At 42.5% G+C, this 25508-nt stretch carries 24 protein-coding genes; 16 read left to right on the top strand and 8 right to left on the bottom strand.

Annotation, left to right across the window (positions count from 1 at the left end; genetic code table 11):
* Positions 1–674 precede the first annotated feature (674 nt).
* Genes ABIC84_RS15885 through ABIC84_RS15870 form a run of 4 tightly spaced genes read left to right on the top strand, consistent with a single transcriptional unit; the run spans position 675 to position 1990 of the window.
* Positions 675–1019 (top strand): hypothetical protein, encoded by a 345-nt coding sequence (locus tag ABIC84_RS15885; protein ID WP_429264173.1) that lies wholly within the window; start codon positions 675–677, stop codon positions 1017–1019.
* 36 nt (positions 1020–1055) lie between these two features.
* Complete coding sequence (locus ABIC84_RS15880; RefSeq protein WP_429264172.1) at positions 1056–1349, top strand: hypothetical protein; 294 nt, start codon at positions 1056–1058, stop codon at positions 1347–1349.
* Positions 1350–1401: 52 nt separating this feature from the next.
* A complete protein-coding gene (locus tag ABIC84_RS15875; RefSeq protein ID WP_429264171.1) occupies positions 1402–1638 on the top strand; it encodes a hypothetical protein in 237 nt (78 codons plus the stop codon).
* Positions 1631–1990, top strand: a complete 360-nt coding sequence (locus tag ABIC84_RS15870) for a hypothetical protein (RefSeq protein WP_429264170.1) — start codon at positions 1631–1633, stop codon at positions 1988–1990. Before ABIC84_RS15875 ends, ABIC84_RS15870 begins: the two co-directional genes overlap by 8 nt.
* A gap of 513 nt (positions 1991–2503) precedes the next feature.
* On the opposite strand, the gene ABIC84_RS15865 is transcribed toward ABIC84_RS15870, so the two are convergent.
* From ABIC84_RS15865 to cysC, 3 genes are all read right to left on the bottom strand, one after another.
* Positions 2504–3091 (bottom strand): hypothetical protein, encoded by a 588-nt coding sequence (locus ABIC84_RS15865; protein WP_090528074.1) that lies wholly within the window; start codon positions 3089–3091, stop codon positions 2504–2506.
* A 212-nt stretch (positions 3092–3303) separates the two neighbouring features.
* The gene (locus ABIC84_RS15860; RefSeq protein WP_429264169.1) at positions 3304–4134 is read right to left on the bottom strand and encodes a sulfotransferase; all 831 of its coding nucleotides are present in this window, start codon (positions 4132–4134) and stop codon (positions 3304–3306) included.
* A gap of 26 nt (positions 4135–4160) precedes the next feature.
* Positions 4161–4721 (bottom strand): adenylyl-sulfate kinase, encoded by a 561-nt coding sequence (cysC, locus tag ABIC84_RS15855; RefSeq protein ID WP_429264168.1) that lies wholly within the window; start codon positions 4719–4721, stop codon positions 4161–4163.
* Between the two features lie 339 nt (positions 4722–5060).
* Here cysC and ABIC84_RS15850 point away from each other — a divergent pair, with 339 nt between their 5' ends.
* Positions 5061–5705 carry a hypothetical protein gene (locus ABIC84_RS15850; RefSeq protein WP_429264167.1) on the top strand — a complete coding sequence of 215 codons (645 nt, stop codon included), beginning with the start codon at positions 5061–5063 and terminating at the stop codon, positions 5703–5705.
* A 10-nt stretch (positions 5706–5715) separates the two neighbouring features.
* Here the strand turns inward: ABIC84_RS15850 and ABIC84_RS15845 are convergent, their stop codons facing one another.
* Together ABIC84_RS15845 and holA are read right to left on the bottom strand one after the other, a co-directional pair.
* Positions 5716–6093, bottom strand: a complete 378-nt coding sequence (locus tag ABIC84_RS15845; protein ID WP_426585481.1) for a hypothetical protein — start codon at positions 6091–6093, stop codon at positions 5716–5718.
* A 22-nt stretch (positions 6094–6115) separates the two neighbouring features.
* The gene (gene holA, locus ABIC84_RS15840) at positions 6116–7138 is read right to left on the bottom strand and encodes a DNA polymerase III subunit delta (protein WP_176629129.1); all 1023 of its coding nucleotides are present in this window, start codon (positions 7136–7138) and stop codon (positions 6116–6118) included.
* Positions 7139–7272: 134 nt separating this feature from the next.
* On the opposite strand from holA, the gene ABIC84_RS15835 reads away from it, so the two are divergent.
* Both ABIC84_RS15835 and ABIC84_RS15830 read left to right on the top strand, forming a co-directional pair.
* Entirely contained in the window at positions 7273–7728 is a 456-nt protein-coding gene (locus tag ABIC84_RS15835) for a type I restriction enzyme HsdR N-terminal domain-containing protein (protein WP_429264166.1), read from the top strand.
* Positions 7729–7998: 270 nt separating this feature from the next.
* Positions 7999–9810: a glycoside hydrolase family 2 protein gene (locus ABIC84_RS15830; protein WP_429264165.1), complete on the top strand. Its 1812-nt coding sequence runs from the start codon at positions 7999–8001 to the stop codon at positions 9808–9810.
* 193 nt (positions 9811–10003) lie between these two features.
* Here the strand turns inward: ABIC84_RS15830 and ABIC84_RS15825 are convergent, their stop codons facing one another.
* A complete protein-coding gene (locus ABIC84_RS15825) occupies positions 10004–11770 on the bottom strand; it encodes an ATP-binding protein (RefSeq protein ID WP_429264164.1) in 1767 nt (588 codons plus the stop codon).
* Between the two features lie 143 nt (positions 11771–11913).
* Complete coding sequence (locus ABIC84_RS15820) at positions 11914–14568, bottom strand: valine--tRNA ligase (RefSeq protein ID WP_429264163.1); 2655 nt, start codon at positions 14566–14568, stop codon at positions 11914–11916.
* A gap of 620 nt (positions 14569–15188) precedes the next feature.
* Here ABIC84_RS15820 and ABIC84_RS15815 point away from each other — a divergent pair.
* The 4 genes from ABIC84_RS15815 to mnmD all read left to right on the top strand — a co-directional run bounded on the left by ABIC84_RS15815 (position 15189) and on the right by mnmD (position 20244).
* Positions 15189–17264: a M13 family metallopeptidase gene (locus ABIC84_RS15815; RefSeq protein WP_429264162.1), complete on the top strand. Its 2076-nt coding sequence runs from the start codon at positions 15189–15191 to the stop codon at positions 17262–17264.
* A 156-nt stretch (positions 17265–17420) separates the two neighbouring features.
* Complete coding sequence (locus ABIC84_RS15810) at positions 17421–17867, top strand: DUF1569 domain-containing protein (RefSeq protein WP_429264161.1); 447 nt, start codon at positions 17421–17423, stop codon at positions 17865–17867.
* A 215-nt stretch (positions 17868–18082) separates the two neighbouring features.
* Positions 18083–19429 carry an MBL fold metallo-hydrolase gene (locus tag ABIC84_RS15805; protein ID WP_429264160.1) on the top strand — a complete coding sequence of 449 codons (1347 nt, stop codon included), beginning with the start codon at positions 18083–18085 and terminating at the stop codon, positions 19427–19429.
* A 140-nt stretch (positions 19430–19569) separates the two neighbouring features.
* Positions 19570–20244: a tRNA (5-methylaminomethyl-2-thiouridine)(34)-methyltransferase MnmD gene (gene mnmD / locus ABIC84_RS15800; protein ID WP_429264159.1), complete on the top strand. Its 675-nt coding sequence runs from the start codon at positions 19570–19572 to the stop codon at positions 20242–20244.
* A gap of 8 nt (positions 20245–20252) precedes the next feature.
* Here mnmD and ABIC84_RS15795 read toward each other — a convergent pair whose 3' ends face one another.
* A complete protein-coding gene (locus tag ABIC84_RS15795) occupies positions 20253–21083 on the bottom strand; it encodes a hypothetical protein (RefSeq protein WP_429264158.1) in 831 nt (276 codons plus the stop codon).
* Between the two features lie 138 nt (positions 21084–21221).
* Here ABIC84_RS15795 and mazG point away from each other — a divergent pair, with 138 nt between their 5' ends.
* The 5 genes from mazG (at position 21222) to ABIC84_RS15770 (ending at position 25507) form a co-directional block, all read left to right on the top strand.
* Positions 21222–22025, top strand: coding sequence for a nucleoside triphosphate pyrophosphohydrolase (mazG, locus tag ABIC84_RS15790; protein ID WP_429264157.1), 804 nt, complete (start codon positions 21222–21224; stop codon positions 22023–22025).
* A 75-nt stretch (positions 22026–22100) separates the two neighbouring features.
* Positions 22101–22529, top strand: a complete 429-nt coding sequence (locus tag ABIC84_RS15785; protein ID WP_429264156.1) for a hypothetical protein — start codon at positions 22101–22103, stop codon at positions 22527–22529.
* A gap of 167 nt (positions 22530–22696) precedes the next feature.
* Positions 22697–23251: an RNA polymerase sigma factor gene (locus ABIC84_RS15780; RefSeq protein WP_426585455.1), complete on the top strand. Its 555-nt coding sequence runs from the start codon at positions 22697–22699 to the stop codon at positions 23249–23251.
* Entirely contained in the window at positions 23244–24764 is a 1521-nt protein-coding gene (locus ABIC84_RS15775) for a hypothetical protein (protein WP_429264155.1), read from the top strand. Before ABIC84_RS15780 ends, ABIC84_RS15775 begins: the two co-directional genes overlap by 8 nt.
* Positions 24761–25507, top strand: coding sequence for an outer membrane beta-barrel protein (locus ABIC84_RS15770; RefSeq protein ID WP_429264154.1), 747 nt, complete (start codon positions 24761–24763; stop codon positions 25505–25507). Before ABIC84_RS15775 ends, ABIC84_RS15770 begins: the two co-directional genes overlap by 4 nt.
* Position 25508: the final 1 nt, after the last annotated feature.

The raw sequence follows: 25508 nt of genomic DNA, 5'->3' as shown, positions 1-25508 counted from the left end.
CCCCTGTCAAGTGGTTTCCTCAACTATATTTTGGAGATTTTCGATACATCGAAATTTTATGATTGATCTGGTAAATCCCGGCGGGCTAAAAAGTGGTAAAAAATTGAAGGCCGGGAGGCTAAAGCATGACCTAAACTTTAAGCCCGGAACAAAATCTGACGTTTTTACGCAGAATCTGAGGCTTTCAGCCTTCTGACGGGGTCAAAAAGCAACCTCAATTTTATCGTATTAATTAATTTCAAAGGATAAAACTTCTTAGTTCAATGTCAAAAACATCGTAAAACTTACAAAATACATGATAGGTTCTATCCCATTAACACAATCTAACTTTATATATATATCTTATATATATCCAATAAGGCATTCGACTTTTTACCTATAAAAATGAGGTAAAAAAGAGTAAAAATAAATTTAGTTTTTCTTTTTACATACAGGCAACTCTATGAATAAAAAGTAAAAATAAATTTAGTTTTTCTTTTCTCATTTTCAGGCATTTAACCGCAAGTAAAATGAAAAAACATTTGGACAATATATATATTTCCTCAATATTTGTAATGTAGAAAATGAGAGATAAGTGAGGTTGAAAATAAAAATATTCTACAAGCAATAAATAAAAATAAAGGTATGGGTAACTATACCTTTTTACTTTGTAACCTATTTATATATATAAGAAAATGAGCAAACATTCAACAGTAGTAAATGAAACAGTAGAAATGGAATTAACCCACCTGTTAGAGTTATTAAATGGATTCGATTTTTTAGATGCAGTTTGGCAATGCGATTGTCATTGTGGCTTAGTAATAAATCATCATAGGGCGCAAACTACTTTATGGTTAAAGCATGATGAAGAGTATAATTTATATAATCTTTATTGCAGTACACCAGAAGAAACCTTTCGGGGTGAAGCCCATAAATTTAAATGTTTAGCTGAAATTTCTAATTATATAAACTTATCAAGTAAAGAATACCCGGAATATGCAATCCATCTTCAAATAATGGCAGATGACATTGAAGCATAAACCGTTGCGAGCATTAAAAACTAAAAAAAAATAATTATGAGCGAAGAAAAAAAAGTGAATGAAATGAATGAAGATGAATTAAATAAATTTTTATCTGATGGTCTTATTGAAAAATTCGGTCTGAACGATATGAATAGAGAAAATAGAATTGATGATTGGGCTGAAAAGTTCCCCACTACAGGTTCGACTAAAGAGAAAATAGAATATCTTGATTCTGCTGTCGAAAAAAACATAATTCAATCTTACGAAGCTATAGACAAAAGTGAAGAAACAGAAAATTGTCAATTCAGTATACAGTTGCATTCAAAAGATCAAAGATTAATTCTTTAAAAAGTCCCCGGTGTAAAGTGCCGGGGTTTTATAAACTAAAACCAACAACAAAATGACAAAACCAGAACTATCCGAAATAGCTAAAAAGCACCAGAAAATGGTAATTAATTCAATCATTAAAAGAACAGTTCATGAAGAGATCAAAACCACTGCTCTTTACCTGCAAAAGTTAATGGCGGAAAAAGGGATGGATATTCCGAAACCTGCAACCCCAAAAACACCTGAACAAATCGAATACATGAAAGGCCGTATGAACGGTACTATCCAAAGAGATTATATCAATGAATGAAGTAACAGATTTAAGCGATATTGATAAAATGCTTGATGCAGTATTGAGTGTTTATCAAATCCCCGAAAAGGAAATTGAATATATATACATTCCGGTATACCAACCCACCAAAGCTATTAGCGAAGCTGTAAGGGACTTTAACCCGGAAAAGCATGTTGTTATCACCAAAGAAGAATTTGACGTTGCAACCCAATTAAAGGCCACGCTACAGGATGTTAAAGAAGATGTTCAATTCATCAAATCTGCCTATACCAGATCATCAGAACCCAAGATCAAAAAATCGATAATATCTGATGAAGAAAAGAGCATAGCACGTAAAGCCAAGCTATTGAAAATTCCGAGGATTAGATAATCACCATTTCAACCTTCCTATGAGCCTATGTAATTAGGCTTTTTTTATGCCCTGATTTTTCTTGATTCGCTACCTCCTGTTTACTGGTTGGTAATCGCTGAACCAGTAAAAAAATCTGTTGATTCACCCCGCAAAAGTCATTTTTCATTTATCGAAATTCTGATTAGATATTTACCGACAGAATAAAACCCTTAAACAAGCTTAAAAACGATGTTTTAGGGGTAAAAATAGGGAATAATTTAGGGAACAAAACAAGGTAAAAAGTGATGATTTTGGAGATGTTAAAAAAATAAAAAGTGCTTTTTTAATATTGTTAGCGCACTTTTCAATTCTTTTTCATATGTTTGAGTTCACTCTTAACTAACCAATGTTGCATTTGTACGGTATAAATTTTTGTAACGTAAAAATGTAAAAAAGGGAGCGTAAACTAAAATGCGCTACAGGCAATACAGCGTATTGTTACAATGAAATTACGGGGTGGAGTGGTGATGTAGGGGTTAATAAAGTCTTCACTTATTCATTACTGGTTAACAACTGGGTTAGCCTTTTAGCATTTTGCGCGTTGATAGTGTTTGTTAAAGGAACAGAAGTGTAAACAGCAATTCCCTGGTCATCATCGGGGTGATAGCTCAACAGTAGTTTTACCGTGCGCGAATCCCACAGATAAACGTCCTGGTAATCATTTGGTTTTGCAGTGAAGGTACCGTACCAGTGCAAAAATTTACTGAGCATTTTATAGCCCTGGTTACGGTTAAAGAAAACATAAATATTTACTATTTTATTTTGCCATGTACGTACACAAATATGAGTTGCGGTTAGCCCGTCTTCCAGTTCCAGCTGCTTATCCGGATGATATTCATAGGTAACACAGCTATCCGCATCGGGCTTGCTGCCTTCTCCATCAATGTAGGTTAAAGCCTGTTCCTGCTCGCCGGTTAACAAGCCGCCCAGGTTAAACCCGCCAATTCCGTTGCGCGCCCTTAAATATGCCAGCGACCCAATTTTCGCCGCCTGCGAAAAACCCGGCGAATGTAAACACATGATGATCAAAAGCCCCGTAACTACTCTATAGGGCAAGTAGCAAAAAAACTTAGCTTTCATATCTTCTCCTTCGTTTCACAACGGCAAAGTTCAGCACCGTAACAAGGGGTACTTAAGCCATTGAATAAAACGAATTTGGAGAAATAATCAGCTGATTATCAAACCGTAATAACGATTGTATCACAAATTGAGCTACCTTTACACTTTATTGCACAGATACTTGTTTACTTCTTTCGCAACAACGTATAATAAACCGCAAAAAACTTTTGATACTAATCAGTCAGCATATATTCTTTAAGCTCGGCCTGTAGTTTTATGGCCTGCGTAATGAGGGTTTTATCATTGATATGTTGTTCAAAAGCGACATCGGGGCCGATCAGGTTTTCCTTAAAAATGTCCTTAAATCTGGAGTACTTTAATGCCAGGTTCCACTTGTCTTTCAGATACTCAAAAACCTGTTCATCCTCATCTTTCAGCATCGAATAATTAACAACTACAAAAGCATCCCGGGGCAGTGTTTCAATACATTTCAAAATATCTTGGTTGTAGGCTATCCAAACTTTCAGGTATTCGGTAGCATGATCATTATAAAACTGCACCATGCGGCGGCCGCGGCGAAATTTTGTCCATACCAGCCTTGAAAAATATTTACGCGCCATGTACCTGTTTTCCACCCATTTAAATTCGCGCCGTAAAAGTGAACTCACTACCGACTGATAATCGCGCAGGATAACCAGGTAACAGGCATCGGGCAGCAGTTCCTTATATACATCCAGAAACAGGCAGGTCCGCGGGTCTTTCCAGCCCCATTGGTCGTATAACTGTTGTTTAACTTTAATAATGCTTTTAAGCTTTTCCCTTTCGTACAGGGTAAACTGGGCCACATGCTCAACCGTAAGCCCGGTTTTGGGCAGGTTATGGCCGGCCAGGATCTCTTCGTGCATTTTTAAAAATTCAATATCTTCAAAATGCCCTTCCACATTGCCATGGCCGCCGGGTACCAGTTTTTCGCCTGTTTGCAGGCCGCATTTGCTCAACCACTGGGTAATAAGCGAGGTTCCGGAACGATGCATCCCGGTAATGATCAGTACTCTTTTTTGCATAAATCTGTTATGGGCGTCCTTTTTTATCAGGAGTAGCTTGGTATCTTATTCGTCTGCTTAACAGGATGCAGGTTATTTATAATATAATACAGCAGTGATGAGGTACTATGTTGTATGGTATAATTGCAGGTATCAATGTATAGGTCGGGCTTAACAGGCACATCAAACCTATCATTAATACCTGTCAGGTTGGGTAGTTTATCAGGATGCCCATGCGGCAGCAGCGCCCTTTTGTACAGGCCTTTGGTATCGCGGCTTATCAACTTGTTCACGGGGCAGTCAACATGAACAATGCTTACATGATCATATTTTTCGGCAAGCTCCTGCCTGACATCGTCATATGGATTTATAGCGCTTACGATGGTAACAATACCCTGAGCGCTGAAACGACTGGCTACAAAGACCAGGCGGCGGATGTTCTCGTTCCGGTCTTCCTTACTAAAGCCCAGATCACGACAAAGTGCCGCGCGGTATTCATCACCGTCAATGATTTCAATTTTAATCCCCAGGCTTGTTAATTCGGCGGCCACACTTTTTGCCAAAGTAGTTTTTCCCGCACCTGATAATCCGCAAAATAAAAGTATCATGCCTTAATTTTTTTATTTAGTATGCCTTATTGATCAGCTTAACATATTGCTTAGGATAAGTGAACTTAGGAAATTAATTGGCTGATGAATTTTGTTACATTGTAAATAATCAATTACACGCAACACTGAACAACGGAAGGTCAGGAGAAAAAAGTAACCAATACCGGCTAAAAATGAAGATTCAATGAATAAATGGATGTATACGGTCAAACACTAACCAACGCTACACTTAACAAAAATGTTACGTTATTTAATTTATCAAAAATGATTTTGGAGATTATTTGAGAACCCGTTTTTATGATATATTTACTGTGGGCTAAAGGACCTATCACAATAAACATGAACGAATTTTTACTTAACGGGGGTGCCTATGTTGGCAATACCAAAGTCTCCAAACCTTTTGCAGCTTTGAAAGCTGATACTTCTGTACTCAAGATTAACCTTGGTTTGTTAGGTCAGTTATTTTTCAACGCTGATGATATTGTTCAAATCGAATATGCATCCTCAATTGCCGGCAGCGGCATCAAGATAATACACAACATATCGTCATACCCTAAAAAAGTTATATTTACAGCAAACATGCCTTACAATGACATAATTGAAAACATAAAAGCAACAGGATTCTTTAATAAAGCCGCCAATAACCAGGCACAATATTACCAGGTTAAGAAAATGCAGGGGCAGGGCAGAATACCATTTAAAACTGCAGCATTAATTGTGTTTTTAGCGGGTTGGAATATCCCTCTTTTTGCCGGTTCTATAAAAGAAGGGGTTGGCCGTGCTGCAAATTATTCGCTCGTGTCACTCCTGTTCGTTTTTTTTATGATCGCACTGACACTTTTTTCACCGGCTTTCAGGGCATTAGTGTTGAAAGAGGATAGAGAAATAAATGACCTGAAAAAGTCTTTATATTTCTTATGGTTTATTGTCACAATTGGCGGCCTCATGTATGCTATCATAAGCCGGGTACCTTTTAACAAATAATCATTAAAAACTATTCAGCATCCTCGGCAACCGGCTTTTCTTTATCCGGCATAAAAAGTAAAACAAGCGCCCCTATTTGTAACAGGTCAATTATAACAGCGATGCAGCCTGCATAAAAGTTTGCCTTAAAAGTTGCGGGCAGATTTATAGCGTCAGGCGTTATAGTTAAGATTAATAAGCCGAATAGCAGCCATTTTGCCCATTTATAACCCCGCCTGATAAATAAAGCCAGTAAAAGTAAAATGCCCAGCGCTATGCACGTTGCTAAAGCGATTTGAAAAGAAGCCGATCTTCCGCCGTTCAAATAATAATAAACCAGATACAAAACCGCCGATACGCGGATCATGCCGGATGCTATATTAACTTTTGATTGCGAGGATAGGGTCATAACTGTTAAATCGGAATCGGTATCAATGCAGGATTTTAAACATCAACTCCTTCATCAACTCACCGTGCGGCGCGTTTGATTCAACACCTTTACTTTTCAGATCATACTCGCGCAGATAGCTGATCACCTGGAAAATTTTACCAAGCGGGTAGTTACGGGCGGCCTGCTCATAATCTTTAATAAAGTATGGGTTAACGCCCATTTCGCGGGCAAGGTTTTGCGGGGTTTTATCTTTTACGTAATGGTACACCAGCACCTTGCTGAAAAAGTTATTCAGGTTGCCGAGCACCAAAACAATGGGATTTGATTTGGGATTGGCTTCAAAATAATTGATGATCTGGTTTACCTTGTAAGCATCTTTTTTGGTGAGGGCCGTTTGCAGCTCAAATACATTGTACTCCTTGCTGATACCTATGTTATCCTGGATATGCTTCAGGGTAATCTCCTGCCCGGCGCTAACGTTCAGCATCAGTTTTTCGAGTTCGTTGGCAATTTTAGCCAGGTCGTTACCCAGGTACTCGGCAATCATGGCCGATCCCTGCTGGTTCATTTTGTAGCCCTTCTCACTTACATAACCTTCAACCCAGGCCGGCACTTTGTTATCATATAAAGTAGCCGATTCAAAAATAAGCCCATTCTTTTCAATGGCCTTGTAGGTTTTTTTACGCTTATCAAATTTGCCGTACTTATAGCAAAAAACAAGAATAGTACTTGGCAGCGGATTTTCGAGATAGCTCAATACAGGGTCGATGCTTTTCTTGTTATCATCATCCTTGCCCCATTTCATGTCCTGTGCCTCTTTTACCAGCACCACCTGGTAATCGGCCATCATGGGGTAACGCTTGGCGGCATTGAGCACAGTCATGATATCAGTATCCTTACCATACACTACGGTTTGGTTAAAGCCGCGTTCGTGCTCGGGCAACAAGTGATGCTCAATGTAATTGCTTACCAGGTCGATAAAATAAGGTTCCTCCCCATGCAACAGGTACAGCGGTTTAAACTTACGGTTCTTAAGGTCCTTTAATATCTCGGCAGCAGTCATATTTCGCAGTCAAAAGTACTAAGTCGAAAGTCAAAAGTGGAATGTATTTTTATTTAGCCAATGCCCAATGATATATTTATTAATTTTGATGCCCAACTTAGGGCTCATAAATTAATACTTCAGACTTTTCAAAAATGCTCCAACCGCTTAATCTGCCACCCTACCCTTTTAAAATAAGCGACGATAACGGAACATTAACGCTTTTTGACGAGATCCGTAAGAAAACCATCATCATTACACCCGAAGAGTGGGTACGCCAGCATTTTGTACAATACCTTATCAAACAAAAAAACTACCCCCGCTCATTAATTAAGCTGGAAGGCGGCCTTAAGCTCAACACCCTGCAAAAACGTACCGACATAGTGGTATTTAACCCGTCCGGACAGCGAATTTTAATGGTTGAATGTAAAGCACCATCTGTAACTATCGACCAAAAGACATTCGATCAGATTGCCCGGTATAATATGGTTCATAAAGTATCCCTGCTGGCGGTTAGCAACGGTTTGCAGCATTATTATTGTACTATCGACCACGAAAAATGTACTTACCAGTTTATTGAAGAGTTGCCAGGGTATGTGAAGAGTGTCTGAATCAGAATTTACAGAATTTTAGGATTAGCGAAAATAGTTATCTGAACAGTAATTCGGGGAGATTTTTAAAACTTGGTCATTAGTCGATAGACTACTGGATCAAGTTCCCCTTTTCGCCAGATAGCAGATTTTCTAAGACGATCACATATGCCCGACATTCTGTTAATTCTTAAATTCTATAAATTCTGATTCAGATTATAAAATGTTATGATAACAGTTATCAATTCCCTATTTTGGCGTTCATAACCTCATCAATTATAACATTACCTTATGAACGCCTATCTCAAAGCAAAAGCCCTGCTTTTGGCCGCTGTATTATACGGATGCGCCGCATCTGCCCAGGAAGCTAAACTCCCCACCCAATGGACAAACACTGCCATGCAGGCCGAAATACCTTTATCAGAATATCCCCGTCCCCAGCTACAGCGTAATGACTGGTTGTGCTTAAACGGTAAATGGGATTACCAGGGTGGTAAAAACGCGCCTAATGCCCTGAACCCTCAAACGCCCGTATCTTTTAATGACAAGTCGGATAAAATACTGGTGCCTTATTGCCCTGAATCGGTATTGTCTGGCGTGCAGCGTAAACAGGAGATTAATATGTGGTACCGCCGAAGTTTTGAAGTACCCGAAAAATGGCAAAACAAACACGTCATTATTCATTTCGGAGCAGTTGATCATGATGCCACTATTTTTGTGAATGGTAAAAAAGTAGGTTCGCACTCGGGCGGGTACGATTCTTTCGGCTTTGACATTACCTCATATCTTAAAAAAGGCAGCAATACCCTTATTGTTGCTGCTCATGACCCCAATGACGGTAAAACACCATCGGGCAAGAACGGCCCTCGTGGCGATTATACTTTTTCGTCGGGGATTTGGCAAACTGTTTGGCTGGAGCCTGTAAATGAATCATATATTAAAAACATCCGCTTGCTGCCAGACGTGGAAGGTAAACGCTTAAAAGTATTTGTTAACGCTGCAGGCGCGGGCAAGATCAAAGCAGTTGCCTTAAACAACGGCAAAGAGGTGTCGCAGGTTAATGCGGCCGCCGGATCATATTTCTATTTGCCGATAGATAACCCCGTTTTATGGACACCAAACTTTCCGTTTTTGTATGATCTGAAGCTTACCCTATACAATACTGATGGCAGCGAAGCCGACGAGGTTAAAAGCTATTTTGGCATGCGTGATATTAAATTGGGTAAGCTTAACGGCGTGATCCGTCCGCTTATTAACGGTAAATTCATCATGCAGCTTGGCCTGCTTGACCAGGGGTACTGGCCCGACGGGGTTTTAACCGCACCTACGGAAGAAGCCCTTAAATTTGATATAGAATACACCAAAAAAGCGGGCTACAACCTCATCCGTAAGCACATGAAAACCGAGCCGCAGCGTTTTTATTATTGGGCCGATAAAATGGGCTTATTGGTTTGGCAGGATATGCCCGCTATATGGTATCAGAATGAAGATACTACTAAGAACAGGCGCGTTTACAGGCAGGAGTTAAAAGCCATAATCGACGATCATTATAACTCGCCTTCCATTATTACATGGGTGCCTTTCAATGAAAACTGGGGTGCTTTTGATGTAAAAAACATAACCAATTGGGTTAAACAATATGATCCGTCGCGATTAGTTAATGGCAATTCGGGCTTTAACAATAATCCCAGCTATCAAAAACCGTATGGCGATCCGGGCAATGGCGATTACGTGGATACACATATTTATGTTGGCCCTTACGGTGCTTCCGTTCCTGATAGCCACCGGGCGGCCTCGCTGGGCGAATTTGGCGGCGTTGGCCTGTTTGTTCGCGGTCATATGTGGCCGGTGCATAACGATGCCTATGACTACGAGCCAACCAAAGCCAGACTTACCGACCGTTATGCTTTTTTGCTGGATGAAGTAGAACAGCTTATGAAATATAAAGGATTGAGCGTTGCCATATATACCCAAACCACCGACGTTGAACACGAAGTAAACGGCGTTTTAACCTACGACAGGGCCGTTGAAAAAATGGAGATCGAAAGAGTAAGGGAAGTAAACCAGGCGGTGATTAAGGAGGGGGATAAGTTGAATAAATAGGCCATTAGGTGAGCGCTGGCCGTTGTTGGTGTTGTCACCAACAACTCTACTCCACGCAGTTATAGCATTAAATAAGCAACCGGGAGCTTAATATAGTAATATGAAATAACGTGATTAAAAGAGGATTGGGAATTGTTGGTGACAACACCAACAATGGCATAGCCCTCCCTTCCAGGGAGGGTTTGGGTGGGGCTCACCCCACCCTGTTCAATGTATAATTATTAAGCTTCTCCAGCAGTTCATCCGGTTTAAATGGCTTGGATACATAATCATTCATGCCGGCTTCGTATACCTGTTCTTTGATATCAAAAAGTGCGGAAGCTGTAAGCGCGATGATCGGTATGCCTGATTTTTTAGGATCGGCCATTTTACGGATCTCTTTAGCTGCGTCAAAGCCGTTCATCACCGGCATCTGGAGGTCCATTAATATAATATCAAAATTGCCGTACTGCATAAACTCAACTGCCCGTTCCCCGTTTTCGGCAATGGTTGGGTTGATGCTCCACTTGCTCAGCAGTTTCTTCATCAGCATCACATTAACCATGTTATCTTCGGCAATAAGTACACGTAAACAGGCCAGCGGGTTTTCTGAAAATTGTTTAGCTTCGGGAGCAGTGGTTACTGCAACAGGCAATGCTTCTGTAGATACAGGAAATTCCATATGGAATGAAAACTCTGATCCGCGCCCCATTGTACTGTTAACGGTCATTTGCACTTCCTGCAGCTCAAGCAAACGCTTAACTATGGCCAGGCCAAGCCCTGTGCCGCCATACTCGCGGGTAGTAGCTAAAGATTCCTGCGTAAACGGTTCAAATATACTTTCAAGGTTTTCTTTTTCGATACCGATGCCTGTATCCCTTACCGAAAAGTTAACGGTAACGGTGTTATGCCGGTCTTCCACACAAGTAACCCTTACCCATATGTTTCCCTGGGGAGTAAATTTTATAGCATTGCTAACCAGGTTAAAAATGATTTGGGTTATGCGGGTAGGATCGCCAAAAAGCACCTTATCCCTCAATGAGCTATCAACATCAAGCTTAAAAAGCAGGCCTTTCTCTTCGGCCTTCAGTATTTGCCCGCCGCAAATATTGTTCATCAGCTCAACAAGGTTGAAGCGGATATTTTCAAATACTACCTTCCCCGACTCAATTTTGCTGAAATCAAGCACGTCATTAACAATGGCTAACAGGTTATTGGCCGAAAACTTGAGAATTTCGATGTTCTCCCGCTGGTCGGGCCGCGGATTGCTCATCATCAGCAAATTACTCATCCCGATCACCGCGTTTAACGGCGTACGGATTTCATGCGACATGGTTGACAGGAACTCTGATTTGGCCTGGGCCGATTTCTCTGCCTTTTCAATAGCCGTTTCCATCTTATTGTAAAGCCGGGCCTGCTCCCTGCTGCTATTTTTAAGGTGCCTGATGTTTTTTAAGAAAGCAGTGTAAAAATGGCTATGGATAAAAATAAGCAATATAAAATTGGCAAACAGGCTGATGATAATGGTAGACTGATCAACTTTGTTAGGCTTTATACTAATAATGTACCCGCTGTTGTATTCAATGATCATAAATACCAAAACCGGTACTGTATTAAGCAACGAGTACATGAGCCCCCATTGCTGGCCGAGCATATAGTAGCTGAATACGATCACGATTATAATTACCTGCACGGTAATGATATTTACCGTTTGCATAGAGGCATAAACCAGGCTGGTATTAACAAGGGTACCCACAATAAGCAGGGCATGTGCTGCGCTGCGCCAGTCGGGCCGCCAGGTTAAATACTTAAATAATACCACTACCGCTCCCATCAAAAACAGGGCGGTATCAGCAAGCATTTTTTGGTTTTGGAAATAAACGTTCAGGTAAAGTGCCCCAAGGGCAACAAAAATAAGGAAGAACCCATAATACAATAAACGAATCCGGGCCTGGTCAAGGAACGATTGCTCCTTCGACAAAATCTTATAAATTGATAAGTTAAAAAAACTTACTTTATTACTCATATTCAGAACTTAACATTGGCCCTGCAATGGACAGGCCACCGTACAGCTATCAAAATACTGTACGGTAGCTTGTTACGCAAAGCCGGTAAGTTCTGCAATTAGCAAGCCAAAGCTGCTAAGTTTTCTTCAATGATGGTTAATTTGGCTTCGGCATCAGCCTTTTTCTTTTGCTCCACCTCAATAATCTCGGGTTTTGCATTGGCCATAAACCGTTCGTTACCCAATTTTGCATTAACCGATTTCAGGAAACCTAACAGGTATTCCTGCTCTTTTTTCAGTTTCGCACACTCGGCAACAGGGTCAATTTCTTCGCTGAACGGAATATAAAACTCATCTGTTGAGGCTAAGAAATTAATAGCCCCTTCAACTTTATCGGCTACTGATTCAAACTTGCTGATGTTGGCAAGCCTTGCAATGATAGCTTCATACTGGTCGTAATTGATCCCTGAATTTGATTTAACAAATAACTCAAGCGGCTCTTTGTCAGAAATTTGTTTTGTTTTGCGGGTGTTCCTGATGTTGGTTACCACATCTTTAACAAGCTCTGTTTCATTTAACAGACGTGAATTAATTTCCCCAATAGCGGGCAATTGCGCTACAATACAGCAGTCAGTTTCGGTGCGTTCGCCAAACAGTTCATCATGCCATAATTCTTCGGTAAGGAACGGCATAAAAGGGTGCAATACCTTCAAAATATTTTCAAAGAATTGAATAGTAGCTGCATAAGTAGCCTTATCAATAGGATGCTGATAGGCAGGCTTGATCATCTCCAGGTACCACGCGCAAAAATCATCCCATACCAGTTTATAGGTATCCATTAAGGCTTCTGATAAACGGTATTGGGCAAAGTTAGCTTCAATTTCGGTTAGCGCCTGGTTAAACCTGTTGGCAAACCATTCAATGGCTACGCCGTTAGGGTTGGCAAGGCTTTCATTAACTTCCCAGCCTTTTACCAGTTTAAAGGCGTTCCATATTTTGTTGGCAAAGCCGCTGCCTTGTTTACAGTAGCTTTCGTCAAACATCAAATCGTTACCTGCAGGCGAGCATAGCAGCATGCCTACACGTACGCCGTCGGCACCGTATTGAGCTATCAGGTCAAGCGGGTCGGGAGAGTTGCCCAATTGCTTTGACATTTTACGACCTTGCTTATCCCTCACGATACCGGTAAGGTATACGTTCCTGAATGGTACTTCGCCCCTAAACTCATGGCCGGCCATGATCATCCTGGCAACCCAGAAAAACAGGATCTCCGGTGCGGTAACCAAATCATTGGTTGGATAGTAATAATTTATATCAGCATTGTTCGGATCCTTAAAACCGTCAAATACCGAGATGGGCCATAACCAAGATGAAAACCAGGTATCAACTACGTCTTCGTCCTGGGTAAGGTCGGCAGCGGTAAGTGCAGGGTTTTTAAGTTGTGCTTCCTTTAACGCTTCTTCGGCGTTTTTGGCAATTACAAACTCGCCTGTAGGTAAATACCATGCCGGGATCTGCTGTCCCCACCACAGCTGGCGGCTGATGTTCCAGTCGCGTACATTCTCCATCCAATGGCGGTAAGTGTTCACAAACTTTTCGGGGATCAGTTTTATTTCGCCGTTCAGTACATAATCCAAAGCAGGCTTAGCCATCTCCCCCATCTTGCAAAACCATTGCATGGATAGTTTTGGCTCAATAACCGCGTTGGTACGTTCACTGAAACCAACCTGAGATTTATATTCTTCAACTTTTTCCAGTACGCCGGCTTCTTCCAGCAACACGGCTATTTTTTTACGGGCGGCAAAACGGTCTTCACCAACCAGTATCTGCGCCTTTTCGCTCAGGGTGCCGTCGTCATTCAGGATATCAATAACTGGCAGGTTATGACGCTGGCCCAGTTCGTAGTCATTTAAATCGTGTGCAGGGGTAACCTTCAAACAGCCGGTACCAAAATCCATAGTCACATAATCATCCAATATCACCGGTATTTCACGGTTGATCAGCGGGATATAAACCTTTTTACCGTGCAGGTGCATGTAACGCTCGTCATTAGGATTGATACAGATAGCTGCATCAGCCATAATGGTTTCCGGCCGGGTGGTAGCGATGGTTAAGAAATCTGAAGTCGCCTCTTGACTTTCAACTTCCGACTTCGGATTTACGACTTTGTACTTAATATAAAAGAGCTTCTGATTAACCTCTTTACGGATTACTTCCTCATCACTTACCGCGGTTTTGCCTTGCGGGTCCCAGTTGATCATGCGGATACCGCGGTAGATTAATCCTTTTTTATACAGATGGATAAACGTATCAATAACCGCTTCCGAAAGGTTCTCGTCCATGGTAAATTTGGTACGGTCCCAATCGCAGGAGGCGCCTAATTTTTTAAGCTGCTCCAGGATAATACCGCCGTATTTTTCCTTCCATTCCCAGGCGTAGGTTAAAAACTCCTCACGGGTAAGGTCTTTTTTGCTGATACCGCGCTCTTTAAGCATGGCAACAACTTTGGCTTCGGTGGCAATACTGGCGTGGTCGGTACCGGGAACCCAGCAGGCGTTTTTGCCTTTCATACGGGCGCGGCGAATCAGCACGTCCTGTATGGTATTGTTAAGCATGTGGCCCATGTGCAAAACCCCGGTAACATTTGGCGGCGGAATGACTATAGTGTAAGGCTCACGCTCATCAGGCACCGACTTAAAAAAGCCGTGCTGCAACCAGTAACTGTACCATTTTTCTTCGGTTTCCTTTGGGATATATGTTTTAGCAATACTCATAACGCGCAAAAATACGATAGTTAACGGTTCATAGCCAAAGGTTGGGGGATTTTTTTATGCTGGTTCATGGTTGATGGATCATGGTTTTGAGCGGGAAGGTAGTTCATTGTTCATAGATCATGGTTCATGGTCGAAGATAGGTTTGATCCAATTGTTTATAGAGGGATAACAGCGGAGGCCGCATTAGGGATGGGAGCGGATACCTGCTAACGAGCGTAATGCCTGCAGGCGTATGAGCGTACAGCCCGTGCCGCCGGCAATGCCATTGTCTGAACTCGAATTAAACTAATTTTAAGAATTTATTGAATTTACTCAGCATTCTATTATTTCTTTAATTCAGAAAATTCCGATTCAGACAAAACGATGAACCACCAGCCACCAAACCAACACTATCAACCATGAACAATCCCACTCCCACAATATTTTTACAATTAACAAGTTATTATATATGTAACATTCAAATTGTCATGAAAACAATACCCTTACACCGTTTCTGGCTTGATATTTTGAAAAAAACAAAACTCGAGGCCATCATTAACTGGTTCAATCACTAAAGGCCTGCCCCCGGCCACTTGTGTTTAATACCCGCTATTTATTAACTTTAATTTTTAAGTATTGACATGAAATTAAAGTTTAACTGTTTATTACTGGCTGCCTGCCTTGGCATGTCGGTAAATGTGTTTGCTGTAGATGGCCCAAAACCCGCAAAATCCAGGCACAAAACCTCCGCCCCTCCTAAAAAATTTATCGATCCCGCCAACATGGACCTGAGCGTAAAGCCCGGCGATGATTTTTTTGAATATGCCAATGGCGGCTGGCTAAAACAAAACGGTATTCCTGCTAAAGAAACCCGCTGGGGTAGTTTCCATATCCTGCGCCAGGAAAATACAGATAGGCTCATCGGCTTGCTGAATGAAGTAAGCCAGACCTCAGCGTCGCAACCCAAAGGCAGCCTGAAACAACTTGTGGGAGATTTGTATGCCAGTGGTATGGATAGCCTAACTATCGAAAAACGTGGCTATGATCCCATTAAACCTGGGCTTCAACGCATAGATCAGATAAAAAACCTGGATGATTTTATTAATGAACTCATTTATGAACGCGTTAACGCAGTTGGGGCGCTGATTTTCAGGTTTGGGGTTGAGCAGGACGAAAAGAATGTAAACAAATATGTAATAACCCTTGGCCAGGGCGGCACTAACCTCCCCGACAGGGATTACTACCTCAAAAACGATCCGCGTTCAAAAAAGGCACAGGAGGCTTTGAAAAAGCTGGCTGTAACACTGTTCATGCTTAGCGGCAGCAATGCCGATGAAGCAGCCAAAAACGCCGCTATAGTTTACGACCTGGAATATACATGGGCAAAAGCACAATTAAGCCGCGTAGCTATGCGCGATCCGCACGTTACTTACAACAAATTTCTGATCACTGATTTTGAAAAACAGACTCCACACCTAAAATGGTCGAAAATATTACCGGCCCTTCACGCTGGTGGCCAGGACAGTATCATTGTTGGTCAGCCGTCGTTTTTCAGAGCCACCGACTCCTTATTTGCGGCTACTCCGATTGCCAAGTTGAAAGTATACTTGCGCTGGAATATGCTCAGGGGATCTGCCTATGCATTAAGCTCGGACTTTGTTAATGCCAGTTTTGCTTTCAACAGTGCACTGAGTGGTCAAAAAGTGCAAACACCACGTACCGAACGTTTGAGTACCCTTGTTGATGCTACCCTCGGCGAATTACTTGGGCAGCTTTTTGTTGAAAAATACTTCACACCTGCCGCTAAACAATACATGGTTGATTTGGTGAATAATCTTAAGGAAACCCTCGGCGATCGGATTAAACGCCTTGACTGGATGAGCCCGGCAACCAAAGAACGCGCGCTTAAAAAACTTAATGCCTTTATGGTAAAGATCGGCTACCCTGATAACTGGGAAAAGTACGATGGTATAGTGATTAATCGCGATGATTATTTCGGCAATTTGCGCGCTCTCGGAAAATGGCGCTATAATTTTAACGTTAGCCGTTTAGGCAAACCTGTTGATAAAACCCGCTGGGGAATGACACCGCCAACCGTTAACGCTTATTATAACCCAACTAATAACGAAATTGTGTTCCCGGCCGGGATCCTTCAATTCCCGTTCTTTGATTTTAAGGCTGATGACGCCGTTAACTACGGCGGCATTGGCGCAGTAATAGGCCATGAAATGACTCACGGCTTTGACGACCAGGGCCGTCAGTACGATGCCGACGGCACACTGCGCGATTGGTGGACCAAAGAAGATGCCGATAAATTTAAATCGCGCGCCGACCAGGTGGTTAAACAATACAATTCATTTACCGTTCTTGATACCCTGCACGTAAATGGCAAACTTACCCTTGGCGAAAACCTTGCCGACCTTGGTGGTTTGAACATTGCTTACGAGGCATTCAGCAAAACCAAACAAGGCCAGTCGGCCAATACCATTGATGGCTTTACACCCGATCAGCGGTTCTTTTTGTCGTGGGCACAGGTATGGCGTTCATCACAAACTCCTGAGTCGGCAGCGCAACGGATCCTGACCGACCCGCACTCGCCCGAGCAGTTCCGCACCAATGCGCCCATAACCAATATCAACGCATGGTACAAAGCATTTGACGTGAAACCCGGCGATAAAATGTATAAAAAACCTGAAGACAGAACTAAGATCTGGTAAGCGGGAGTTTTTTTATCACAGGCCCGGTTGTGCAACCGGACCTGTTTGGTTTACGAGTTATTTTACTGGCGTAAATCCTCCCTGTTTATGGCTCAAAAACCCCTGTGTTTGTTTTGTAATTCGCAGTAGCTTTATGACCGTAAACGCTCTAAAACAATGAAAACAATATTTGATAAGGAAACCCGGGATGGCCTCATAACCCGCATCAATTTAATTAACGAAAACAGCCAGCCACAATGGGGTAAAATGAATGTTTATCAAATGCTGAAACATTGCACTCTTTCGGACGAAATGTACCTGGGCAAAAAAACGTATAAACGAGCGTTTATTGGTCGCTTGTTTGGCAAAGTGGCGCTGAAAGGTATGCTGAAGGATGATGCTCCACTGGCAAAGAATAATCCTACAGTTCCGCAATGTAAAGTAACGGAAGCTGGAGGCGACATAGAAGCACAAAAAAAACGATGGATTGAACTGGTTGAGGAATATGGCAAAACTTCAAAAACAGATTTTGAGCATACTTTTTTTGGCAAAATGACCAGGGAACAAATGGGTCAGTTAGCTTATAAACATGTTGACCACCATTTGAGGCAATTTAGTAATTAATCTATTTTCAGCATTTTACTGCCGATCCATTTTCTTATTTCATCAAAACGTATTTCTCCTTTACTGGCGGCTATATCCATTGCTGTCATATTCAAATTTAACTATTTATGTAGATAATATGCTTTACAGATTTACACAAAGCGATCAATATTTACACCACTCAAACATTGCACAAATAAAACATTCCGCCTAAGCATTATCTTTGCAGGCAAAATATGATCATTCAACAATTTTACGATAAAGGCCTGGCGCATGGTTCATATGCCGTGATCCGTACGGGCAAAATGATAGTTATTGACCCGGCCCGTAACCCGCAGCCTTATTATGATTTTGCGGCCCAGCACGATGCCGATATTGTAGGTGTTATCGAAACCCACCCACATGCCGATTTTGTAAGCTCGCACCTTGAAATTCATGAAACCACAGGCGCTGTAATTTATTGCAGCAAGTTAACCGGCGCAACATATCCGCACGAAACCTTTGACGACGGCGACGTTATCCAGCTTAACGATATTAAACTAAAAGCCATCAATACTCCCGGTCACTCGCCCGATTCTATCTGTATTTTACTGGTAGATGAAGAAGGCCGAGAAACCGCCATCTTTACCGGCGATACACTATTTGTTGGGGATGTAGGCCGACCGGACCTGCGGGAAAATGTGGGTAACATTACTGCAAAAAAAGAGGAACTTGCCCGCCAGATGTTTCAAAGCACCCGGCAAAAACTCATGACCCTGCCCAAAAACGTGGTGGTTTACCCGGCGCACGGCCCGGGCTCGTTATGCGGTAAAAACATGAGCCCCGAGCTGGAAAGCACCATTGGCCGCGAACTGCGTGAAAATTATGCCTTACAACTGATGGATGAGCTGGAATTTGTTAAAACGCTTACCACCGATCAGCCTTTTATGCCCAAATACTTTGGCCGTGATGTGCTGTTGAATAAAAATGGTGTACCAGGTTTTGAGGACAGCATTACTGCTGTACCCCGTATGGAGGAAGGCAACGCTTTGGAGGCTGATATTTTAGTAGTTGATGGCCGTCCCAAAGCACAGTTCAGGAGCGGCCACCTGCATGGCGCTATTAACCTGCAGGATGGTGAAAAATTTGAAACCTGGCTGGGTTCCATTATCGGCCCTGATGAGCAGTTTTACCTCATTGCCGAAAATGATGATAAGCTTGACACCCTGATTAAAAAAGCAGCCAAAATTGGTTACGAACAAAATATCAAAGGCGCATTGTTAACGCCTGTAAACGCCAATGAAGTATCCGCCGATCTTGATTTGGACGCCTTCAGGGCAAATGAAAATGATTACACGATAGTTGATGTACGTAATCAGGCAGAAGTTGCGGCAGGCAAGGTCTTTAAAAATGCCATTAGTATACCTTTGCCCGAACTGCGCGAACGTGTTAGTGAGATCCCTGCCGATAAGCCTGTCGTGGTGCATTGCGCTGCAGGCTATCGTTCGGCTGCCGGTGTTAGTATTGTTTCGGCTGCGATAAATGCCGTACCGGTTTATGACCTGGGTGAGGTGGTGACAGAGATGATGAAAGAGGTGCACTAATAATTATCAAAAATATCGTCATTGCGAGGTACGAAGCAATCCCCGATAAGCAGAGCGGCTATACAAGTCTCTCTGTACTGTTCGCGATTGCTTCGTACCTCGCAATGACGCTTTATATCATAGCATATATAACAACGTCCATGGCCCAACTAACCATAGTCACCACAGCCGACGGCTCCAATACCATTTACAATGCCGAAGTAGGTGAGCATTACCACTCGCGCCACGGGGCTTTGCAGGAGACCTTGCATGTATTTGTTAAATCGGGCTTACAATATTTCCTGGAGCGGAATAACACCGGCGGGGTAAATATCCTCGAAGTTGGTTTCGGCACCGGGCTCAACTTTCTGTTAACTGCCGATGCATGTACCGGCAGGCAAATAAAACTTGATTACACCGGTATCGAAGCTTACCCCTTAAGCGCCGAAATGATGGCACAAACCGGCTACCGGCAATACATTCCTGTGCTGTTATGGGAACAATTCAACAATAATTATTCTGCTGCATTAACAGGTAAAGTTCAAATCGGTACCACAAACCAGCTATATATCGCGCACAGCAAGCTGCTGAATTTTAAAACAGACGAGCAGTTTGATATTATCTATTTCGACGCCTTTGCCGCAGCCCATCAACCCGAAATGTGGGATGAAGAAGCCATCGGTCACACCGTTAGCTTTTTAAAACCGGGTGGTGTGTTTGTTACCTATGCTATCACCGGCAACCTGAAACGTATGCTCAAAAGCCAGGGCTTTAAAATAGAGAAAGCACCCGGAGCACCCGGCAAACGCGAAATGCTCAGGGCAGTAAAACTTTAATCTTCCTGCTATAAAAACCGGAAGCCTACATTGAATTTCAGTGTGAAACCATTGGTAGTTGGCAATTCGCGATAAGCAAACTGGCCCTGGGTTGCCGCGCTGCGGGTAGCGTAAATAATGGGGCCGCCACAAAGTGAAAACGCCAGCCGCGAATTTACAGGAGCGTAATTTAACGATGGGCCGATCAATAAACGGGCACCGCCTTCAGCTTCATCGGCTTCCCAAAAACCTTCCAGGTCCTGCCCTACCGCTTCAAAACCGCCGAAAAGCTGGCCCGAGATATGACGGTGCACACCAACGCTGGTGATTAAATCCAAACCATCGCGGTGGATTGAAAACGCTTTTTCAAAGCGAAGATTAGCGCCAAGCTTCCATTTTGACACCTCATATGCCGCGGTTATACGGCTGAACGCTACAGCATCACTGTTAAACTCCCTTCTGAAACCAAGGCTTGCCCCTGCCCTGAAACCCATAGGTTGAGTGCCGCCAATAAAATCACGTAGTACCTCGGCTTGCTGCAGGGTACGCACACCGCCGTTATTACTAAAACCTGTACCCAGCATGGCCATTAAGGTAAACTTATTGCCCAGATACCCCTTGGCCAAAAAATTTTGATCAACACCATCAAAACCAAGCGGTGTAACAGTGCGCTCACCATATCCGCCCGAGTAATTTAGGCTCCAGTTGCGGCCTTGCGGATTAAGTGTGCTGACTGTAAACAGGAATGGTTGAGGCTGGCTAAAAGTACTGTTGGCCACATCGCCGGCAGGCTGCTGTTGAGCATAACCAGCTTTAATTATCGAAACGAAAAGGAGGATAAACAGGTAAGTTTTTTTCATGATAAATTGTGCTTATAGGTAGCATTAACAATTGGCTAATAAAATTAATTAATGTTAGTTTAAAATTAATGATACAGTAAGTTTTCATTAAAGATGTTATCATACCTTTGCAGCATAAGTATTCATTATAAATAATTTATGCCTTTAAAAGCCCCTGAAACTGCCCCTACCGCCTCCATCGCGTTCGACAGGTTACTCATTATTATGGACGACCTGCGGGCCAATTGCCCATGGGACAAAAAGCAAACGCTCGAGAGCCTGCGCCATCTTACCATTGAAGAAACCTACGAGTTAAGCGATGCCATTTTAGGCGGCGATATGCCCGAAATAAAAAAAGAGATTGGCGATATTATGCTGCACCTGGTTTTTTATGCCAAAATAGCTTCCGAAACCAACGACTTTACCATTACCGATGTTTTGAACAGCGTTTGCGACAAGCTCATCAACCGCCACCCGCATATTTATGGTGATATAGAAGTACAGAACGAGGAAGATGTAAAACGCAACTGGGAACAGATCAAGCTTAAAGAGGGCAACAAATCGGTTTTGGGCGGCGTACCAGCTTCCTTACCAGCATTGGTAAAAGCATCGCGTATACAGGAAAAGGCACGAGGCGTTGGGTTTGACTGGGAGGAGAAAAGCCAGGTTTGGGCAAAAGTTGAGGAAGAGATGCAGGAGTTTAAAAACGAATTCAATGCCGAAGATGAAAGCACCATCGACCATGAAAGGGCCGAAGCCGAATTTGGCGACCTGCTGTTTTCACTGATCAATTACGCCCGTTTTATTAATATCAACCCGGAAAACGCCCTCGAAAAAACCAATAAAAAATTCATTAAGCGCTTTCAATACCTGGAGCGTAAAGCGCAGGAAAATGGCAAACAACTGCATGACATGAGCCTGGCCGAGATGGATGTTTTTTGGGACGAGGCAAAAAAACTGTAAAATAATGCAGCCCGTTTGTAGCGTTTAATTAAAAACATGCGTAATGGTTAAAAATTGATAACGAGATAAGATTATATGAAACGTAATTTATTTTACCTGCTTCCATTATTGTTAACATTAGGCGTAGCCTGCTCTCCTAAAAATGAGGTTGTTCCGGTTGCTCAACCACAGGGCAATTTTACCGGTACATTTGGTGCGCTGGTTAAAAAAACAACCGGTACCGGTTATGATACCATTCGTGATACGATAGCTTTAAAACTTACCGCGGCATCATTGTTTAAAGTAGCTACCGACACCAGGAAACATGTGGCAAGTTACGGAGCATTTGTGTACAACGGTTACTATATCCAGTTTAATGATTCATCGGCAGTAGTACCGGGTGTCAAAAAATTTCATCTTAAAGGTGTTTACCAATATTATTATGATGGTAACGTATTTCAAATGCAGCGCAACAGCAACGGCGATACGTTAACTGTTCAATACAATTTGAAAAAAACGAATTAACTACTTTTTATTGTTTTATTACGTTGCCGGTGCCCGCATTGAGGGTACCGGCTTTTTTTGATTACTACAGCAAATAATCCGGGCAGAATTTTTTTTATTTTGTATCATTTAACTGTTTTGCTGCGTAAAGGCTTTAAAACAACATTTAGCGGAACTAAGTACATTTAATGCATCCACCCCCTCGCATTACCGAAGAAGAGATCGTAAGGCAATGCAAAAAAGGCAGCTTAAAACATCAGGAATTGCTGTATAAGCAGTTCTATGGCTATGCTATGGGTATAAGTTTGCGTTACAGTTTAAACCGCGATGATGCCCTTGAAGCTGTAAATGACGCTTTTATAAAAGTGTTTAACGCTATTGGCGGCTACAATATTGATAAGCCGTTTAAAGCCTGGCTCCGCACCATTTTGGTTAACACAGCCATTGACCGCCGGCGCAAAGACCTTAAATTCCAGCTTAATGTTGAATTGGAAAATGCTGCCCCCATCAGGAGTAATATGGGGCCGGTTGATAATTTAAACGTACAGGATATTTTAAAATTGATGGTTGAACTCCCGGCTATACAACGAACTATTTTTAACATGTATGAGATAGACGGCTATGACCATGATGAAATAGCCACAACGCTCGGCATCCCGGTAAGCTCATCGCGCGTTTACCTGAGCAGGGCCAAAGAAAGATTAAGAACTATATTAAGAAAAGAAGCACAAAACCATGGATGACCAGTTGGATAACGACTTAAGAGACCGCATCAGGGAAGTGTTTGATAATTACGAAGACACTACCGCTGATGAAGGCTGGCTGCTGCTCAGGGAGAAGTTCCCTGTTCAGGAAAAACAGCGCCGCCCGGTTTACCTATGGTGGGCAAGCGCCGCTGCTGTCCTGTTGTTGTTTTTGAGTATAGGCTTGTGGATAGCATCGAATAAAAATAATGTTAATAATAATGGTCAAACGTTTTCGGCTAAACCGGTAAAACCTGCGCAGCCGCAAAGCAACACGGCAGATAGCAATGTTCAAAACGCTACCCCGGTACAGCCTCCTGTAACAACTAAGCAATCACCTGCAACAAACCTTGCGGGCAACAATAGCACCCAATCTTCAGCAACAAAACTGAATCCGGCAGGCAACACCCCGGCAAATAAATCAAATGCACTTGCAAACAATAGCGCTTTAAATAAACCGGCTGGCAACGTAATCGTAAATCAACCGGCAGCAACCGTACCAGCGTTTACATCTGTGCCGGCAAATCCTGTAACTGCAAACCCAGTTAACGGTATTGCCAAAACCAACGTGCCCCCTACAGTTCAACCGGCTAATAACAGTGTAATCAACGTAACTCCGGCTAAAAAAGCTGATAGTGTAAAATCTGTATTGCAGCAAACCAATGCGCAGCAATATGCTAATAACCCTGCTGTACAGCCTCCGGCAAATACCAAACCTGTTACCGCAAACCCGCCTGCTGTTTCATCAGTAGTAAAAGTAAAACCAAAGATCAACTCTATGGAATCTTTGCTTGCCAGCGATCAGGATCAGCCTAAAAAACCTGATATGGACATGAACGAACGCAGGGTAAAATTCAGTGTTTACGCGGCTACATTCTTTAACTATGCCAAGGGCAGCCAAAACCAGGTAAATGCCGGCGCCGGCTTTACATCTGATATTAAGCTAAGCAAAAACCTCAAACTTTCTACCGGTTTAGCTTTGGCCCAAAACACGCTTAATTACAATAAAAATCAACCCTCAAATGTTGCGGCTGCGGTGTCATTTTCGCCATCATTAAGCACAGCTTATAACACGCTGGCCGATTTTAGTAAGGTATCGTCTACACCTTCATTTAAAAACTACAGTGCTAACCTGATCGGTCTGGATATTCCTGTTAACCTTAAGTATGAATTTAACCCGCAAAAAAATGACACTTATATTTCTGCAGGTTTAAGTTCGGGCACGTTTATAAATGAAGCCTACACGGCAAGTTACAGTTACCCCGGGCTGGCACAGGCTGCCGGTGTACAACCGCAAACATCCGATGAAACAACGCACAAAAGCTTTAATAGCTTTTATTTTGCCAAAACCCTGAACGTAGCATTTGGTGTTGGCTATCCGCTTGGCAAAAGCAACAGGATAATTATTGAACCTTTTTTGAAATACCCGCTTGACGGCCTTGGCTCACAGCAGATAAAATTTGGGGCAGGCGGTTTAAACCTGAAACTGAACTTTACAACACATAAAAAATGAAAAAGTACCTCCTTATCCTTGCCCCACTGTTGATTAGTGGGTTGCAACTCCGTGCTCAAAAGTTAGAAGTTACTGTACAGGCCAACACCGGTTTATTTCATTTTGCGGGTAAATCATCGTCGGCTACCACCCAGGTATTACAAGGCTCAATCACCGGCGATCCGATGAACCGTGCCAATAACCCATACGGCAGCAAAAATGGCTTTAGCTATGGCGGCAGTGTCCAGGTTCAAACGGTATCAAAAGGCGGGTTTATAGTCGGGCTGCAGGGTGGTTATGAATTATTAAGGAGCAAAGCCGAAGTTAATAAATATACCCCTATCATTCTTAATCCAACGGAATACGATATAGTAGCAAATGACGCAAGTTTTGCTGTAACCGGTCATGTTGCTTTACAAAGTCAAAGTATTAACCTTAATCCATATATCGGATACCGGTTTGCCCTCAATAAAGTTAATCTGGATATTTTACCGGGGATGGATATTGGCCTGATACTGGATACCAGAGATAAAGGCGAGGTAAAGGATAAAGAAGGCAGGATTTATAAAGTTAACTACAAAAGAAGCAAGGCCCCAACCGATGTTAGGTTACGCCTTGGTGCCGCCGCCAGTTACGGCCGCTATGGCTTAAATGCAAGCTTTGCCCACGGCCTTACCAACTATATGAAAGACATGGTAGGCGATGCTTCCTTTAACGCGCATAGCGAATATTTTAGGTTGGGATTAAGCTACCGGTTGCTTTAAA

The organism is Mucilaginibacter sp. 3215, from assembly GCF_050433785.1.
GTDB lineage: Bacteria > Bacteroidota > Bacteroidia > Sphingobacteriales > Sphingobacteriaceae > Mucilaginibacter.
The sequence above is the reverse complement of the archived record's forward strand: the minus strand, read 5'-3'. Positions and strand labels throughout refer to the sequence as shown.